Genomic DNA, 15894 nt, shown 5'->3' on the forward strand with positions numbered 1-15894 from the left:
ATGTGACGGCGCTCACGTGAACGCCGAGCCGAAAGCAGCGGCCCGTGCCCCTGGTGACGAGTTCTCGTCACCAGGGGCACGGGCCGTTTCACACCGGGTGCCTCGCGGTCCGGTTGTGCCTGATTCCTAGTGCTTGGCGAAGTTCTGGGTCCAGTAGATGCCCCGGGAGCTGTTCGCCACGCCCACGCCGAGGTGGGTGTAGGCGCAGTTCATGATGTTGGCCCGGTGCCCGGAGCTGTTCATCCAGGCGGTGACCACGTCGGCCGGGGTGCGCTGGCCCATCGCGATGTTCTCGGCCCAGGCGCGCATCGGGCTGAACCCGCTCGCCCTGATCCGGGCGGTCATGTCACGGCCGTCCTGCGAGGTGTGGCTGAAGTAGTTCTTGGCCGCCATGTCGTCCGAGTGGCCCTGCGCGGCCGAACGCAGCTGCGGGTCGGAGATGAGCGGGCCACAGCCGCCCTTCTGCCGCTCGACGTTGGTAAGGCGCACCACTTCCTCGGACAGGGAGGATCCCGGTGCGGAGCTGGGGGTGGGGGTGGGGGTGGGCTTGGTGGGGGTGGCGCTGGCCGACGGGGTCGGGGTCGGCCTGGGGGTGGTGGTAGTGGTCGGCGCGGGGGTGGGGGCCGGGGTGTCGGTGGGGGAGCAGCCGAGCCTGACGGGCTTGGAGCGGCCGCTGTTTCCCCGGTAGTCGGTGACGACGGCGTAGTAGACGCCGGGAGCGCAGCGCAGTCTCACCGTCACCCGTCCGTTGGTGCCCTTCCGGGACGCGCTCTTCACGATCGGGTCGGCCCCGGGAACGGCGCGCTTGACGCGGATGCGGACCAGGGCGGTGTCGTCGCAGCCGAGCCGCGCGGCGGAGGCCTGGATCCGTCCCGCCGCGGTGACGTACGGCTTGGCGGCGTACACGCGGCACTCGGCCTGCGGAGCGGACGCGGCGTGAGCCGTGGCGATCGGCGTGCTGATGGCCGCCAGACTCCCGAGGCAGAGCAGTGCCGCCCCTAGCGGTCTGCGCATGTCGGTTCCTCCGGTTGGTTAGACGCTGGATGGCCCCCGCATTCTGTCGGTGACAGATCCGTCTTGTCAGCAAATTCCGGACATTTACTGTGAGTCCCAGGTAAACCAGAGTGATCGCATAGGCGTCTGGGGCCGGTGGTGCTCCGGTCGACGTCAGGGACGCCCGAGAGATGAAATTTCCCTCTATGGGCCACCTGAGCTGGATATATGCCGCATGAAGGGAGGTGGTCCCGCGGGGGCGCCCGGGCCGGACGGCGGCTCCGTCGCCGGGCTCTCCCGGCCCGACAGGAGCCGAAATATTCTCATCTTCCGGCGATCACGAGGTTCCGGGGCCTACCGGACGCACACTCGCTGCGATTGAATGTGGCATGGTCTCCCCGGCGCCCTCACCGGCCGTCGTCACCGTGTCGCGCGGCGTGCGCGTCGGCTACGGTGTCGGCTCGATCTGCACCGCGACCTTCTCCACGGTCCCCGGATTGCTGCTGCTGTTCTACATGACGAACGTGCTCGCGGTTCCCGCGTGGATCGCCGGCATCGTGGTCTTCCTGCCCAAGCTCTGGGACATGTTCATCAACCCCTGGGTGGGCCAGCGCTCCGACCGGACGGTCTCCCGCTTCGGCGCCCGCCGTCCCTGGCTGCTCCTGGGCGCGGTCACCCTGCCGGTGACGTTCGCCCTCACCTTCGCGGGCCCCCCGCTCACCGGCCTGCCCGCCGCCCTGTACGTCGCCTTCTTCTACTTCCTCACCGCGACGGCCTACGCCTTCTACGAGGTCCCCTACAAGGCGATGCCCGCGGAGATGACCGACGACTACCACGAGCGTTCCTCGCTGCTGCAGTGGAAGATGGTCTTCGTCGGCCTGGGGATCCTGCTCTCCGGGGCGGTCGCGCCGGTGATCGCGGGCACCGAGGCATCCGGCTACCGGACCATGGGGCTGGTCATCGGTGCCGTGCTGCTGCTGTCGATGCTCGGCTCCTTCTTCGGCACGGCCCGCGCCCCGATGGTCGCGCGGGCCGAGACGGAGCCGTCGATCGCCGCCCAGTTCGCCGCCGCCCGCTCGAACACGACGTTCATGGTGCTGCTCGGCCTGAGCTGCGCCCAGATGTTCGCCGCCGGAGCCATGCTCGCCGGAGCGCCGTACTTCGCCACCTACACGCTGGGCGACCCGGCGGCGACCACCACGCTCTTCCTGTGCCTCGTCGGTCCGTTGCTGATCACCATGCCGCTCTGGGTCCGGCTGTCCAAGCGTTACGACAAGCGCGGCGCGATGCTCCTGGCGTCGGCGCTGTTCATGGTGGGCGCCGTCGGGATGGCCTTCGCCGGCCCGCTCGGCTGGGCGTACGCGCACGCGTGCGTGTTCCTCGTCGGCGTCGGCTACGCCGGGTTGCAGCTACTGCAGTTCTCGATGCTCTCCGACGTGATCGTCCACGACGCCCTGGTCACCGGCAAGCGCAGGGCCGGGGTGTTCACCGGGCTCTGGACGGCCGCCGAGACCGTGGTCTTCGCGTTCGGCGCGCTCGTGCTCGGCTGGCTGCTGGGCGCGACCGGATTCGTCGAGTCCGACCCCTCCACACCGGTCGCCCAGCCCGAGTCGGCGACCACGGCGGCACTGTACGGCTCGACGCTGCTGCCCGCGATCCTGATGGGGCTCAGCATCCTGCTGACCATGCGCTACACCCTGACGGCGGCGAAGATCAAGGAAGCCCAGGAGGCTCAGGAGGCCGGAGCGGCCGGTGTTCAGGAGGGCTGAGAGGCTCCCACCCAAAGCCCACCCGGAGTCTCGCACGGGCCCGGTCCGAGGACGGGGTGTGCGGCTCAGGACGGCCCGGACGCGGGTCTAGGGCGGAGATCAATCCGGGGGACGGCCGGGAGGTGGCCGGCCGGAGCGTCTAAGGCGTGATCATCAGGAAGCCGCAGTCGCCGAAGGAGACGACGTCGCCCGGCCGGACCTTGGCCGGGCCGACCAGGCGCCAGTCGTTCAGGCGGGTGCCGTTCAGCGAGCCGAGGTCGACGAGGACCCAGCCCTCCTCGTCACGGCGGAGCTCGGCGTGCACCCGGGAGACGGTCAGGTCGGCGAGGACCAGATCGCAGGACGACCCCCGGCCCACCACGTAGCGGGTCCTGCCGTCGCCGGGCAGCGCGAGCCGGGGCAGCCGCGGGCGCCGCCAGGCCGACTCCACCCGCTTGGTGAAGTCGGAGGCCGAGGCGACGGCCTCGGTGACCATGCGGCGAAACCGGCCGCGTTGCGGAAGATCGGCGACCAGATTGTCGAGCTCGCCCTGATTGCGTGCGCGCAGAGCCATGTCGACGCGGCCGAGGAAGGTGTCGTGCGACAGATGCCCCTCGACGGCACGGTCGCGCAGCTCGTTGATCGCGCGATCACGGTCCCCGTCGGAGGCACGGGCCGGGGGATGCGTCGAGCTCATCCTCCGAGTATCGGCCCCGAGGGCGGAGCCTGTCCAGAATATGCAGATCTCTTGCGCCATGAATACTGCGTATGCATACTCGGTATCCATGGCGATCCGACAGGGGCTTCTCGCCCTGCTGAGTCAGGGGCCTCGTTACGGCTACCAGTTGCGTGCCGAGTTCGAGGCGTCGACGGGGGCGACCTGGCCGCTCAACATCGGCCAGGTCTACACAACGCTCTCTCGCCTGGAACGCGACGGCCTGGTGAGCCCCGGCGAGCAGGACGAGCAGGGCCGGGTCGTCTACTCGATCACCGAGGCCGGTCTGGCCGAGATGGGGCGATGGTTCAGCACCCCCGTCGCCCAGTCGGACCGGCCTCGGGACGAGCTGGTCATCAAGCTCGCCCTGGCGGTCGCCGCCGCCACGGATGTGCGGCCGATCATCCAGGCCCAGCGCACCGCGACCATGCGTACGTTGCAGGCGTTCGTCCAGGCCAGGCGCGCGAGCACCGAGAACCCCGCACAGCGGCTGGTGCTCGACTCGATGATCTTCCAGGCCGAGGCCGAGCAACGCTGGCTCGACCACTGCGAGGCCGTGCTCACGGCCTCCCCCCGGCCGCGAATGCCCGCGGCCGCGGAACACCCGAACGCAGAGGTCCCGGACACGGAAGTCCCGGACGCGGGATCCCCGCGCGGGTGACCTCCCGAAGCGTTATCCCCAGACACAGGAGACGGACAGTTGACGCCCTTACCAGGACCACGACCACGACCGGAGACCCGCGCGCCGGGGGTATCCAGATGACCTTCGAACCGGTCGTCCGGCTCGCAGACGTGACCCGCACGCACGGCGACGGGCCGCAGAGCGTGACGGCGCTGCGCGGGGTGAGCCTCGACGTCGGCGCCGGAGAGCTTGTCGCGGTGATGGGCCCCTCGGGGGCAGGTAAGTCCACCCTGCTCAACCTCGCCGGGGGCCTCGACCTGCCCACCTCGGGCTCCGTGGTCGTGGAGGGCACGCCGCTGGCGAGCCTGCGGGCCGGGGAACTGGCCGGCCTCCGGCGCAGGCACGTGGGCTACGTCTTCCAGGACCTCAACCTGATCCCGTCGCTCACCGCGCTGGAGAACGTGACCCTCCCGCGCGAGTTGGACGGGATCGCCTTCAAAAACGCCCGCCGCGAGGCGATGGAGGTGCTCACCGAGGTCGGTCTGGACGAGATCGCCGACCGCTTCCCCGAAGAGATCTCCGGTGGCCAGCGCCAGCGGGTCGCCATCGCCCGCGCGCTGGTGGGGGAGCGGCGGCTGATCCTGGCCGACGAGCCCACCGGCGCGCTCGACACCCCGACCGGCGACGACATCCTCCAGCTCCTGCGCACCCGCTGCGACGCGGGAGCCGCCGCGCTGCTCGTCACCCACGAACCCCGCTACGCCGCTTGGGCCGACCGGGTGGTCTTCCTGCGCGACGGCGAGATCGCCGACTCCACCGAGGTTCCCATGGGGAGCGCTCGATGAGCACGCGAACGGACACCCGGCTGCGCGACGGGAGGAACACGTGAACGCCATGCTCGCCGCGTTACGGATCTCCCGCAGGGACGCCCTGCGGGCCAGAGGCCGCAGCGCGCTGATCATGCTGATGATCGGCCTGCCCGTTCTCGTCCTCACCGGTTTCCTGACCCTGGCCGAGACCGCCGACATCAACCCCCGCGAGGGCCTTGCCGCGGAACTCGGCACGGCCGACGTCCTGATCCGGGCCACCGGGGTACGAGGGGAGGTGAGGCAGGACATCAGGGGCCGAGCATGGTCGAGCAACGGGTCGCTCGGTGGTCCCACACGGCCCTGGACACAGGCCGAGGTGGGAGAGCTCCTCGAACCCGGGGGCCGGTTTCTCCCGGTGAACGAGGGAAGCGTCGACTACCAGGCCGCCGACGGCCGCGACCACGTGGGCGGGCGTGAGGTGGACCTGCGGGACCCTCTGACGGCGGGAATGTACCGCCTGGTCGAGGGCCGCTTCCCGGCCTCCACTCAGGAGATCGCGGTGACCCCGAAGATACTGGAGCGGGGAGCCCGCCTCGGTGCGAGGTTGGAGGTCACCCGGGCCGGGAAGCCGATGAGGGTCGTCGGCGTGGTCGAGCACCCGCACCGGTCCCGTAGTGCGGAGATCGTCGGACTCCCGGGCACCCTGCTCTTCGCCCAGCCGGGCACCCAGGGCACGAACTGGCTGGTCGACACCCCAGGACCGGTCACCGTGGCCGTCGTCCAGCGGTTGAACGCGGTCGGACTCGTGGTCCAGTCCCGCGCCGTCATCGAGAACCCGCCCGATCACAACTGGCTCACGCTTTCGGGCAATGAGAACCGGCCCGTGGCGATCGGACTCGCCGGGGTCATGATCGTGCTGGAGGTGGTGTTGCTCGCCGGTCCCGCCTTCGCGGTCGGCCTCCGCCGCCGCCGCAGGGAACTCGCGCTGATCGCCGCCCAGGGGGGCTCGCCGAGGCACTTGCGCCTGATCGTTCTCGCAGACGGTGTCGTTCTCGGCGGCGGGGCCGCGGCCCTCGGCCTGGTCCTCGGCGTGGGCCTGGCATCGCTCTCGGCCGCGCTGGAGGGCGGTCGGCTGATCGGCGCGGTCGGTCCCCTGGAGATTCCCTGGGTTCCGATCGCGAGCGTCTCCCTGCTCGGCGCGGTAAGCGGGATTGTCGCCGCTCTGGTGCCCGCGGTGCAGGCGGCACGCCAGGACGCGGCGGCTGTGCTCGGCGAGCGCCGGAGCACGGTGCGCGACCGGGTGGGCCGCCCGGTGCTGGGCCTGGTACTCCTCGCAGCCGGAGTCGCGGCGACCGTCCTGTCCATCAGGTACGACGTGGTCTGGGTCTTCGCCGCCGCGGTCCTCACCCAGTTGGGGCTGGTCGCGCTGGCGCCGAGGCTGGTCAGGAGCGCCGCCGCCCTGGCCACCCGGCTCCCGCTGCCCTTCCGGCTGGCCGCCCGCGACGCCTCCCGCCACCGTGGCCGCACCGCGTCCGCCGTCGCGGCGGTGATGACCGCCACGGCCACGGTCGTCGCGGTCGGCATCGCGGTGAACAGTGACTTCGCCCAGAACCGGGACGCCTTCCAGGCGGCCGTTCCGACAGGAACCACGACGATCGAGAGCAACGACCTCGACGACGATCGCTGGGCGAAGGTGAGGGCCGCTGTCGAGCGGATCCTGCCAGGGGTGCCCCTGATCGAAGGCATCAAGGTCCGGGACGTCGGAAACGTGGCAGGCAACCTGACGGTCCGGGAGACCGGCGAGAACCAGAGGGCGATCTTCTACGAAAACCTCCCGGTCGGGGACGAGCGGCTGCTGGTCCTCGTGCAGGGACGGCGCGACCCGGTGGCCTCGGCCGCGTTCGCCTCGGGAAAGGCGGTGGTGTTCGACCCGGAGCTGGTGCGGGACGGGAAACTCGTCATGACCCTGTACGCCTACCGAGGCCAAGCCCCGGAGCCTCGCGAGATCACCGTTCCCGCCGTCCTGGCCGAGGCCGCCGATCCCCGGCACGCCGTCGCGGTGCTGCCGATCATCGCCGTACGGAACGCCGGGCTGAAGACCGAGCCCCGCGTCCTGTACGTCGACCCGGCCGCACGCCGGCTCACCGAACGGCAGGGCGCTCAACTGGAGTGGGAGCTCGCCGGGGTGGTGCCCAGGGCTGACCTGCGCATCGCCGTCGAGCGCGGATTCCAAGGCGACGTCGCCCCCTGGACGTGGTTGCTCCTGGGCGCGGCGCTCGTCCTGGTGCTGGGCGGTACGTTCGTCGCCACCGGGCTCGCGGCGGCGGACATGCGGCCTGATCTGACCACGATGGCCGCCGTCGGGGCGCCGCCCGGCACGCGCAGACTGGTCGTCGCGGGGCAGGCCGGATTCATCTCGGGGCTCGGCGCGCTGATCGGCGCGGTGGCCGGTGCCGTGACGGGAGTCGCCGCGACCTGGCCCATGACGACCCCGATGTACGAGGTCTCCTTGAGCCGGGTCGGTGAGTTCCCGTCTCTCCCGCTGGGGACGCCGACGCTCGAGATCCCCTGGCTCCTCCTGACGACCGTGGTGATCGGCTTGCCGGTGCTGGCGGCTCTGCTGGCGGGGGTGTTCACTCGTCCGAGGGTGACCCTGACTCGCAGGACCGGCTAGCGCCTCCTATGGTCTCTCGCCGGTCTCGACCCGCGGGACCGGCGAACACGCGGTGTCCCGCGGCTCCGGAGTCAGTCGGTGACGTCGGCGCAGACCACGTGGGCGCCCAGCTCGACCATCCGCTGCTCGCTGCGCGCGTCGGCGACCCTCGCCATCAGGATCGGCGCCTCGCTCGCGGCGAGCTGTGGCAACCTGGCGCGCACCCCGCGATGGATGTCCCTGACCACGTCCTCGGCCGCCGACATGTGGACCTTCACATGCAGCATGATCCCCGGGGCGCCCGAGGAGGTACTGGCCTCGGAGATCCACACGTGGTGGACGAGCGGGTAGTCGACGAGCAGGTGTGAGATCGCGGCACGCAGCGCGGGCAGGATCGGGTGGTCGCACCGGCGGTATCCCGGGTCCACCATCTGCATCGGGCCCGACAGGTGCGGGCGGGGCGCCGGGATCCACGGCTGGGAGGGCGCTGCCGGCACCGGCGTTCTCTGCGGGCGCGCGGGCGCGGGACGCGAGACCGTGGCCATCGCCCCGGTTGCGTACGCCGTCGGCGCCGCGCTCGACAGCGCGGGCGTGGGGCCGCTGCGCGTCGAGAGCAGGTAGCGCTGGAGGTCCTCGATCGGCACGGCCGCGGCCGCCGGACCCGCCGCGTCGATCACGATCTCCCGCACGCCGGTGACGCGTTGGATGTCGAGGATGGTGTCGGCGTCGCACGCCGACAGCGAGTGGCTGCCGCGGTGCCGCGCGTAGGTGTCCGCCGAGGTGTATCCGAGCAGGACACGATCACCGGCCTGGGTCGTGCCGAGCACGACGGAGCGGTCGGGTCGCACGGCAACCAGGAGTCCCCATTCGGCCAGCGCCGCGAGCAGCCGGTGCGGGTCGCCGTGCTGCGCGAGTACGTTGCCGAGAGCGGGGTTCCCGATGCTCATATGAGGAACGATAGGTAGTGGACCACGGCTTATCAGGGTAATAGCGAAGTTTTCTTGGGATCAAGACCAACTTGAATTTTGGTGCATGAGATCTGTCAAGGACGGGTAATCGCCTCGTGGGTCGCGAGATCCCCTCACGTCCCACCCGTCTCCGGAGCCTCTCCGAGGGGTTTCCCGGCGGCGCGAAGCGTCTCGGATCGCGGGACACTCGTGAACGCGTTCACAAGCGCCGATAGACTACGTGAGGTCCGTGCACCCCTCACCGTCTAGTAAGGATCCAGCCTGTGAACAAGCCCGTCGTACTGGTCGCTGAGGAACTTTCCGAGGCTGGTCTCGCGGTTCTGGGCGCGGACTTCGAAGTCCGCCACACCGACGGCGCCGACCGCGCCCAGTTCCTGCCCGCCCTCGCCGACGTGGACGCGCTCATCGTGCGCAGCGCCACGCAGGTCGACGCCGAGGCGATCGCCAACGCTCCCAGGCTCCGCGTCGTCGCCCGCGCGGGCGTCGGCCTGGACAACGTCGATGTGGAGGCCGCCACCAAGGCCGGTGTCATGGTCGTCAACGCGCCGACCTCCAACATCACCAGCGCCGCCGAGCACACCGTCGCCCTCATCCTCGCCTCCGCACGCAACGTCGCCCAGGCGCACTCCGCGCTCAAGGGAGGCGAGTGGAAGCGCTCGAAGTACACCGGGGTGGAGCTCGACGAGAAGGTCGTCGCGATCCTCGGCCTCGGCAAGATCGGCCAGCTGGTCGCGCAGCGCCTCCAGCCGTTCGGCGTCGAACTGATCGCCTACGACCCCTACCTGCAGCCGGCCCGCGCCGCGCAGATGGGCGTCCGGCTGGTCTCGCTCGAGGAGGCCCTGAGCGAGGCCGACTTCATCACGGTGCACCTGCCCAAGTCCAAGGAGACCATCGGTCTCATCGGCGACAGGGAGCTCCACGCGGTCAAGCCGAACGTGCGCCTCATCAACGTCGCCCGGGGCGGCATCATCGACGAGAACGCCCTCTACTCCGCGATCAAGGAGGGCCGCGTCGCCGGCGCCGGCATCGACGTGTTCCCCAAGGAGCCGGTCACCGACAGCCCGCTCTTCGAGCTCGACCAGGTCGTCGTCACCCCGCACCTGGGCGCCTCCACCCACGAGGCCCAGGAGAAGGCGGGCACCCAGGTCGCACGCAGCGTGAAGCTCGCCCTCGCCGGGGAGTTCGTGCCGGACGCGGTCAACGTCCAAGGCGGTGCCGTCGCCGAGGACGTCAAGCCGGGTCTGCCGCTCGCCGAGAAGCTCGGCCGGGTGTTCACCGCCCTCGCGGGCGAGGTCGCCACCAAGCTCGACGTCGAGGTGCGCGGTGAGATCGCCTCCCACGACGTCCGCGTGCTGGAGCTGGCCGCGCTCAAGGGCGTCTTCACCGACGTGGTCGAGGACTCGGTCACCTACGTCAACGCCCCGCTGCTGGCCAAGGACCGGGGGGTGTCGGTCGAGCTGGTCACCAGCTCCGAGAGCCCCGACTGGCGCAACGTCGTGACGGTCCGCGGCGTCCTCGCCGACGGCCGCACGGTCTCGGTCTCCGGCACCCTGTCCGGGCCGAGGCAGATCACGAAGATCGTCGAGGTCAACGGCTACCAGATGGAGATCGAGCCCACCGACCACCTGTCGTTCTTCACCTACACCGACCGTCCCGGCATCGTCGGCGTGGTCGGCCGTATTCTCGGCGACCACTCGATCAACATCGCCTCGATGCAGGTGGCCCGGGACGCCAAGGGCGGCAAGGCGCTGATCGCCCTCACCGTCGACACCGCGATCCCGGCCGAGGTGATCGACCAGATCGGCGCGGAGATCGGCGCCGACAGCGGCCGCTCGGCCGACCTGGCCGACTAGCCCCGTTTCCCGCGCGTGCCGCGTCGTCGCGGGTCGGTGGCCCTTCCCGATCCAGGACGACATGCGATCACCCAGGACCGATCGGGGGACGTACGGGAAACACGGCCGTGGTCCACCGATGTGGCCGCCGCCCCGATGACCGGGGCGGCGGCCACATCTCGTCTCAGCATGTGAGAAGTGTGTACGCCGGGCGAGACGGCGTTTCCGTGGGCAGGTAGCCTGGAATGAAATGCGCCAGGTTCTCGTAATTCCTACCTGCCGCGGCGAGGCCTGACAGGGGCAGGCCGGCGACTCGCCGCGGTGTCGTGGCGCTTGCCGGCTCCAAGCCCCCGTCGCCGGTCCGTGATCCGGACCCTCGACATCAGGCCTGGTCGGAGTCCCGACCGGAGACTTGACCACCTTCCTTGCTCGCGTGCGACCGAGACGAGATTCGCCATGTACGACATGTATCCCTGGAACCGTCCCGAGGAGACAGAGGACGAGGCCACCGACGCGCTCCAGACCGCTCTGGACCGCAGGGACAACGGTGGTGCCCCCACCCGCTGAACCCGTTCTCGCCGCCACCGGGGCCTCCACGGCCTCCCGGCGGCGATCCGCCGGCGTGTCTCATCCGCCGGGCACGACTTCGGTCGCGAGCTCGACCCGCTTGGCGAGCTGGACCCCCTGCGGGTCGGGGCGGACCGCGCCGACGAAGGAGGCGCGGCGCCAGGAGCTGAGCTTCTCCTCCTTGACGACGTCGCCGCTTTGCGGGGCGTGAACCATGTAGCCGGGCTTTGTGATCATGCCGACGTGGCCGAGGCCGCTGAAGAAGGCCAGGTCACCGGCTCTGAGGTCCTTCCAGGCGATCTTCTTGGAGAAGGCGGCGTACTGGTCGTAGGTGACGCGGGGGAGTTTGATCCCGGCGGCGCCGTAGGCGCGGAGCATCAGGCCGGAGCAGTCGAAGCCGCCGTTGCCGGTGCCGCCCCAGACGTAGGGCGTTCCGCGCTTGGACATGGCCCACTGCACGGCCTTCTGCCAGGCGGGCCTGACGTCCATCGCCTTCAGCGTTTCCTTCAGCGTGGGGGTTTTGAGCGCCGCGGGCCCGGGGGCGGGGGGCGGGGAGGCGGCCAGGGCGGCGGTCGAGGTCGCGCACACCGCGGCGCCGGCGAGGATCAGGGAGGCGGAGATGGACAGGACGCGGGGGAGAACTGTGCCGGACAGGATGATTCCTTCCATAAGGCCGGCCGGGTGAGCTGTCGGGCTCGGGCGTGGAGGCCGCCCTACGGCGCGAGAACGCGCTGATTCGCCCCAAGGGATCCGCCTGATGACGACCGGGAACGCGCTCCGGGGGAGGGGCGGTGTTCTCGGGGGTGCGGTAGATCCCGTAAAGAGTGGTTCCCCGGCTCCGTGCGGGCCCGGTAAGGGGATGGCCCGTACGGATTAGGCAGTGATGTGAATGGGAGGACCATAACGAAACCTCCCTAAACGGTCAATAGGGAGCAAAAAAGGACAAAACGATCAGAGGGTCTGTCGTGCGAACACGTCCGCAGAATGAGACCGGTGTTCAATCGCCGAGACGGACCGGTAAGGTGCCTGCATGGATTCGCGTAACATTCGCCTGGCGGTCATCCCCGGGGACGGAATCGGAGTCGAGGTCGTCGCCGAAGGGCTGAAGGTCCTCGAAGCGGTCGGTACGAAGGTGGAGACCACCACCTACGACCTCGGCGCCAAGCGCTACCACGAAACCGGCGAGACCCTGCCGGACCCGGTCCTCGACGAACTGCGCGGATACGACGCGATCCTGCTCGGCGCGGTCGGCGACCCCAGCGTGCCCCCGGGCATCCTGGAGCGCGACCTGCTGCTCAAGCTCCGCTTCCAGCTCGACCACTACGTGAACCTGCGCCCGGTCAAGCTCTTCCCCGGCGTCGAGACGCCGCTGGGCGGATCCCGCCCCGAGGACATCGACATGATCGTCGTCCGCGAGGGCACCGAGGGCCCGTACGCCGGAGCGGGTGGCGTCATGCGCAGGGGCACGCCGCACGAGATCGCCACCCAGGAGTCGCTGAACACCGCCTACGGCGTCGAGCGCGTCGTGCGTTACGCCTTCGACAAGGCGCTCGGCCGCCCCCGCAAAAAGCTGACGCTGGTCCACAAGACCAACGTGCTCACCTACGCCGGCGACCTCTGGGCCCGCACCTTCGACCGCGTCGGCCTGGAATATCCCGAGGTCCAGACCGACTACTGCCACGTCGACGCGGCCTCGATGTTCTTCGTCAGCCAGCCGGAGCGCTTCGACGTGATCGTCACCGACAACCTCTTCGGTGACATCCTCACCGACATCGGCGCGGCGATCGCCGGCGGCATCGGCCTGGCGGCGAGCGGCAACGTCAACCCCGACCGCACCGCGCCGAGCATGTTCGAGCCGGTTCACGGCAGCGCCCCCGACATCGCGGGCCAGGGCAAGGCCGACCCGACCGCCACGATCCTGTCGGTCGCCATGCTCCTCGACCACCTCGGTATGGCCGCCGAGGCCACCAGGGTCGAGCAGGCCGTCGCCGACGACCTGGTCGAGCGGACGGCCGGCCGGGCCGGCCGGACCACCCACGAGATCGGCGACGACATCACCGCCCGAGTAGCCGGCTGAGGAAGCCGCCTCCCTCGACCCCGACGCGCCTGGCGGCTCACCTGAGCCGCCAGGCGCGTTTTTGTTTCTCCAGCACTGCCGGTTTTCGGCATGGATGGAGTAGTTTCCCGTTACCCGGTCCGACGCAGAATGGACCCAAGGGTAAGCCAGACCTCAAGAGAAGGATCCGTGCGATGACCACCGCTCAGAAGCTCAGCTTCGACGTGCAGCTCTCCGACCACGCTCGCACCGCGGCAGAGCGCGAGCAGGTAATGGCGAGTCCCGGGTTCGGTCAGGTCTTCACCGACCACATGATCTCGATCGACTACACCGAGGGTGAGGGCTGGCACGACGCCAGGCTCATGCCGTACGGCCCGCTCAGCCTCGACCCCGCGACGTCGGTCTTCCACTACGCGCAGGAGCTTTTCGAAGGGCTCAAGGCCTACCGCCAGGAGAACGGCGCGATCGTGGCCTTCCGGCCGGAGGCGAACGCCGCCCGCTTCAACAGCTCCGCGCTGCGGATGGCCATGCCCGAACTGCCCGAGGAGACGTTCGTCGAGTCGCTGGAGCTGCTCGTCCAGACCGACCGCGAGTGGGTCCCGACCACGCCGGGGCACAGCCTCTATCTGCGCCCCTTCATGATCGCCACGCAGCCGGCGCTCGGCGTCAACTACCCGTCCAGGAGCTACAAGTACATGGTCATCGCCTCTCCGGCGGCGGCCTACTTCGGAGGCGGGCAGGCCGTGACGGTCTGGCTCTCCACCGAGTACACCCGCGCGGCCCCCGGCGGCACCGGCTTCGCCAAGTGCGGCGGCAACTACGCGGCGGCCTTCGTCGCCCAGCGCCAGGCCGTCGAGCAGGGCTGCGACCAGGTGGTCTGGCTGGATGCGGGCGAGCACCGCTACGTCGAGGAGATGGGCGGGATGAACCTGTTCTTCGTCTACGGAGACCGCCTGCTCACCCCGGCGCTCACCGGCACCCTCCTGCCCGGCATCACCCGTGACTCGATCCTCTCCCTCGCCTCCGACCTCGGCCTCCAGGCCGAGGAGGGGCGCCTGTCGGTCGAGGAGTGGCAGCAGGGCTGCGAGACGGGCGAGCTCACCGAGGTCTTCGCCTGCGGCACCGCCGCGGTCGTCACCCCGGTCGGCTCGGTCAAGGGCGCCGACCGCGCCTGGACGATCGGCGACGGCACCCAGGGGCCCGTCACCTCGAAGATCCGCGAGGAGCTCGTGGGGATCCAGTACGGGACCCGTCCCGACCCGCACAGCTGGGTCCACAAGATCTGCTGACCGCCTTCCACCGACGTCGAGGGCGACGGAGCGTATGGCTGGGTCCACACGATCCGTTGCCCGCGTTTTCCACACGCGTCGTGTCGTCGCGGGTCAGCGGCCGTGTCCGATCCGGTGCGACGAGTGATCACTTCAGGTTGATCGAGGTCGCGCGCGGAGTGCAGGGCCGATCCCGTGCGGGAGAGGCCCGGTCGAGGCGTCCGGGGATCCCCGCTCGGCGGGGGCTCCGGCCTCCCGCCCCGGCCGGGCCTCCCGCCGAGTGGGCCTACCCTTCGGTCAGCTTGCCGGTGTCGATCGTGAGGTTCCAGGGAGCGGGGAGCTCAAGGGGCTCTCCAAGGGTCACCTGGTGTTGCCGCTGGTAGCCCCTCTCCCCGGGATGGCTGAGGAGCCGGGCGAGATTCTGGGTGGCGTCGATCACCAGATAGAGCGGAACCCCGGCGATCGCGCAGTTTTCCGGTTTGGTGACGTGGTCGTCGCTCCGACTACTGGGGGAGACCACCTCCACGACGAGCAGCGTCTCCTCCGCATAGACGTTCTCCTCGTCCCACATGCGGGGAGACTTCGGCAGGACAAGGAGATCGGGCCGATAACGATCTTTCTGGACGCCCAGGAAGAGCTTGACGTCGTATACGGGATGCCAGCCCTGTTCCGTGGCGAACGGGATGAGCTGGATCAACAACTGCAGGATGCTCTTGGCGTGGTTGAGTGTGGGCAACTCCCTCACCACGATCCGGCCGTTGATGATCTCGACCTTACGGTCGGGCCACTGGTCGCAGGTCCTCTGGTAGTGCGCTTCGAGCTCCTGATGGTTGGTGGACACGGGCTTCGCCTCGCGGCGTTCCAGGGTCTTGGCCATGAGGTCATCCTTCCCTCCGCGCGGGTGGGCGCAACGTGTTTGTCACATCGCTTACAGTAATCGGAAAGGTTTTCCTTCGCCCGCGATTCGGGAAAGTTTTCGTCAGTGCTTTCGAATCATGGTGAGGCCGTCGGCGATGGGAAGCATGATCGAGGTGACCCGCTCGTCGGCGCTCACCATGTCGTTGAACTCGCGGATGTGCCGCACGGTCTCGTCGTCCCTGGTGGGGTCGGCGACGTGCCCGCTCCACAGGGTGTTGTCGACGAGGATCACCCCGCCGGGGGCCAGGCGCGACATGAGGATCTCGTAGTAGACGGGATAGTTGACCTTGTCGGCGTCGATGAACGCCAGGTCGACGGCCGGGTGTTCGGGAAGCTCGCGCAGCCGCTCGGCCGCGGGCCCGATCCTCAGCTCGATGCGGTCGGCGACCTGCGCTTTCTCCCAGTAACTCCGGGCGACCGCCGTCCACTCCTCGCTCACGTCGAAGCAGGTGAGCCCGCCGCCGGGAGCGAGCCCTCTGGCGAGGCAGATGGAGGAGTAGCCGGTGAAGGTGCCCACCTCCACCGCGTTCCTGGCGCCGCAGAGCTGGGCGATCATGGTAAGGAAACGCCCCTGGTCGGGGGAGATCTGCATGGACGCGTTGTCGCCGGTCAGCTCGCGGGTCTCGACGGCGAGGGCGTCGAGGACGTCGTCGGGCTGGCTGGTGTGCGCGAGCAGATACTGCCCCACGGTGGGGTCGAGATAAGTCGCCTTCATGGGGCCCATTCTCGCCGGTGCCGGACGGCG

Annotated in this window: 13 protein-coding genes and 1 riboswitch; of the genes, 7 read left to right on the forward strand and 6 right to left on the reverse strand. The window is 69.7% G+C overall.

Annotation, left to right across the window (positions count from 1 at the left end; translation table 11 throughout):
- Nucleotides 1-126 precede the first annotated feature (126 nt).
- Nucleotides 127-1014: a CAP domain-containing protein gene (locus ABT352_RS26440; protein ID WP_350947624.1), complete on the reverse strand. Its 888-nt coding sequence runs from the start codon at nucleotides 1012-1014 to the stop codon at nucleotides 127-129.
- Between the two features lie 368 nt (nucleotides 1015-1382).
- Here ABT352_RS26440 and ABT352_RS26445 point away from each other — a divergent pair, with 368 nt between their 5' ends.
- Nucleotides 1383-2762: an MFS transporter gene (locus ABT352_RS26445; protein ID WP_350947625.1), complete on the forward strand. Its 1380-nt coding sequence runs from the start codon at nucleotides 1383-1385 to the stop codon at nucleotides 2760-2762.
- Nucleotides 2763-2901: 139 nt separating this feature from the next.
- Here the strand turns inward: ABT352_RS26445 and ABT352_RS26450 are convergent, their stop codons facing one another.
- A complete protein-coding gene (locus ABT352_RS26450; RefSeq protein ID WP_350947626.1) occupies nucleotides 2902-3438 on the reverse strand; it encodes an FHA domain-containing protein in 537 nt (178 codons plus the stop codon).
- An 88-nt stretch (nucleotides 3439-3526) separates the two neighbouring features.
- On the opposite strand from ABT352_RS26450, the gene ABT352_RS26455 reads away from it, so the two are divergent.
- The 3 genes from ABT352_RS26455 (at nucleotide 3527) to ABT352_RS26465 (ending at nucleotide 7561) form a co-directional block, all read left to right on the forward strand.
- Nucleotides 3527-4117, forward strand: a complete 591-nt coding sequence (locus tag ABT352_RS26455; RefSeq protein WP_350947627.1) for a PadR family transcriptional regulator — start codon at nucleotides 3527-3529, stop codon at nucleotides 4115-4117.
- 98 nt (nucleotides 4118-4215) lie between these two features.
- Nucleotides 4216-4923, forward strand: coding sequence for an ABC transporter ATP-binding protein (locus ABT352_RS26460; RefSeq protein ID WP_350947628.1), 708 nt, complete (start codon nucleotides 4216-4218; stop codon nucleotides 4921-4923).
- Between the two features lie 49 nt (nucleotides 4924-4972).
- Nucleotides 4973-7561 (forward strand): FtsX-like permease family protein, encoded by a 2589-nt coding sequence (locus ABT352_RS26465; protein WP_350947650.1) that lies wholly within the window; start codon nucleotides 4973-4975, stop codon nucleotides 7559-7561.
- 71 nt (nucleotides 7562-7632) lie between these two features.
- On the opposite strand, the gene ABT352_RS26470 is transcribed toward ABT352_RS26465, so the two are convergent.
- A complete protein-coding gene (locus ABT352_RS26470; protein WP_350947629.1) occupies nucleotides 7633-8487 on the reverse strand; it encodes a hypothetical protein in 855 nt (284 codons plus the stop codon).
- A gap of 284 nt (nucleotides 8488-8771) precedes the next feature.
- Between ABT352_RS26470 and serA the strand changes: the two genes are divergently transcribed.
- The gene (gene serA, locus ABT352_RS26475) at nucleotides 8772-10361 is read left to right on the forward strand and encodes a phosphoglycerate dehydrogenase (RefSeq protein WP_350947630.1); all 1590 of its coding nucleotides are present in this window, start codon (nucleotides 8772-8774) and stop codon (nucleotides 10359-10361) included.
- 606 nt (nucleotides 10362-10967) lie between these two features.
- Here the strand turns inward: serA and ABT352_RS26480 are convergent.
- The gene (locus ABT352_RS26480) at nucleotides 10968-11576 is read right to left on the reverse strand and encodes a C40 family peptidase (RefSeq protein WP_350947631.1); all 609 of its coding nucleotides are present in this window, start codon (nucleotides 11574-11576) and stop codon (nucleotides 10968-10970) included.
- Nucleotides 11564-11797: riboswitch (cyclic di-AMP (ydaO/yuaA leader) on the reverse strand. (Overlaps the previous gene by 13 nt.)
- A gap of 140 nt (nucleotides 11798-11937) precedes the next feature.
- On the opposite strand from ABT352_RS26480, the gene ABT352_RS26485 reads away from it, so the two are divergent.
- Entirely contained in the window at nucleotides 11938-12984 is a 1047-nt protein-coding gene (locus tag ABT352_RS26485; protein ID WP_350947632.1) for a 3-isopropylmalate dehydrogenase, read from the forward strand.
- Nucleotides 12985-13157: 173 nt separating this feature from the next.
- Nucleotides 13158-14252 (forward strand): branched-chain amino acid aminotransferase, encoded by a 1095-nt coding sequence (locus ABT352_RS26490; RefSeq protein ID WP_350947633.1) that lies wholly within the window; start codon nucleotides 13158-13160, stop codon nucleotides 14250-14252.
- Between the two features lie 265 nt (nucleotides 14253-14517).
- On the opposite strand, the gene ABT352_RS26495 is transcribed toward ABT352_RS26490, so the two are convergent.
- Together ABT352_RS26495 and ABT352_RS26500 are read right to left on the reverse strand one after the other, a co-directional pair.
- Nucleotides 14518-15108 (reverse strand): Uma2 family endonuclease, encoded by a 591-nt coding sequence (locus tag ABT352_RS26495; RefSeq protein ID WP_350947634.1) that lies wholly within the window; start codon nucleotides 15106-15108, stop codon nucleotides 14518-14520.
- A 102-nt stretch (nucleotides 15109-15210) separates the two neighbouring features.
- Complete coding sequence (locus ABT352_RS26500; RefSeq protein ID WP_350947635.1) at nucleotides 15211-15864, reverse strand: O-methyltransferase; 654 nt, start codon at nucleotides 15862-15864, stop codon at nucleotides 15211-15213.
- Nucleotides 15865-15894 lie beyond the last annotated feature (30 nt).

Source organism: Streptosporangium sp. NPDC000563 (assembly GCF_040299985.1).
In the GTDB taxonomy this organism is placed as follows: Bacteria; Actinomycetota; Actinomycetes; order Streptosporangiales; family Streptosporangiaceae; genus Streptosporangium.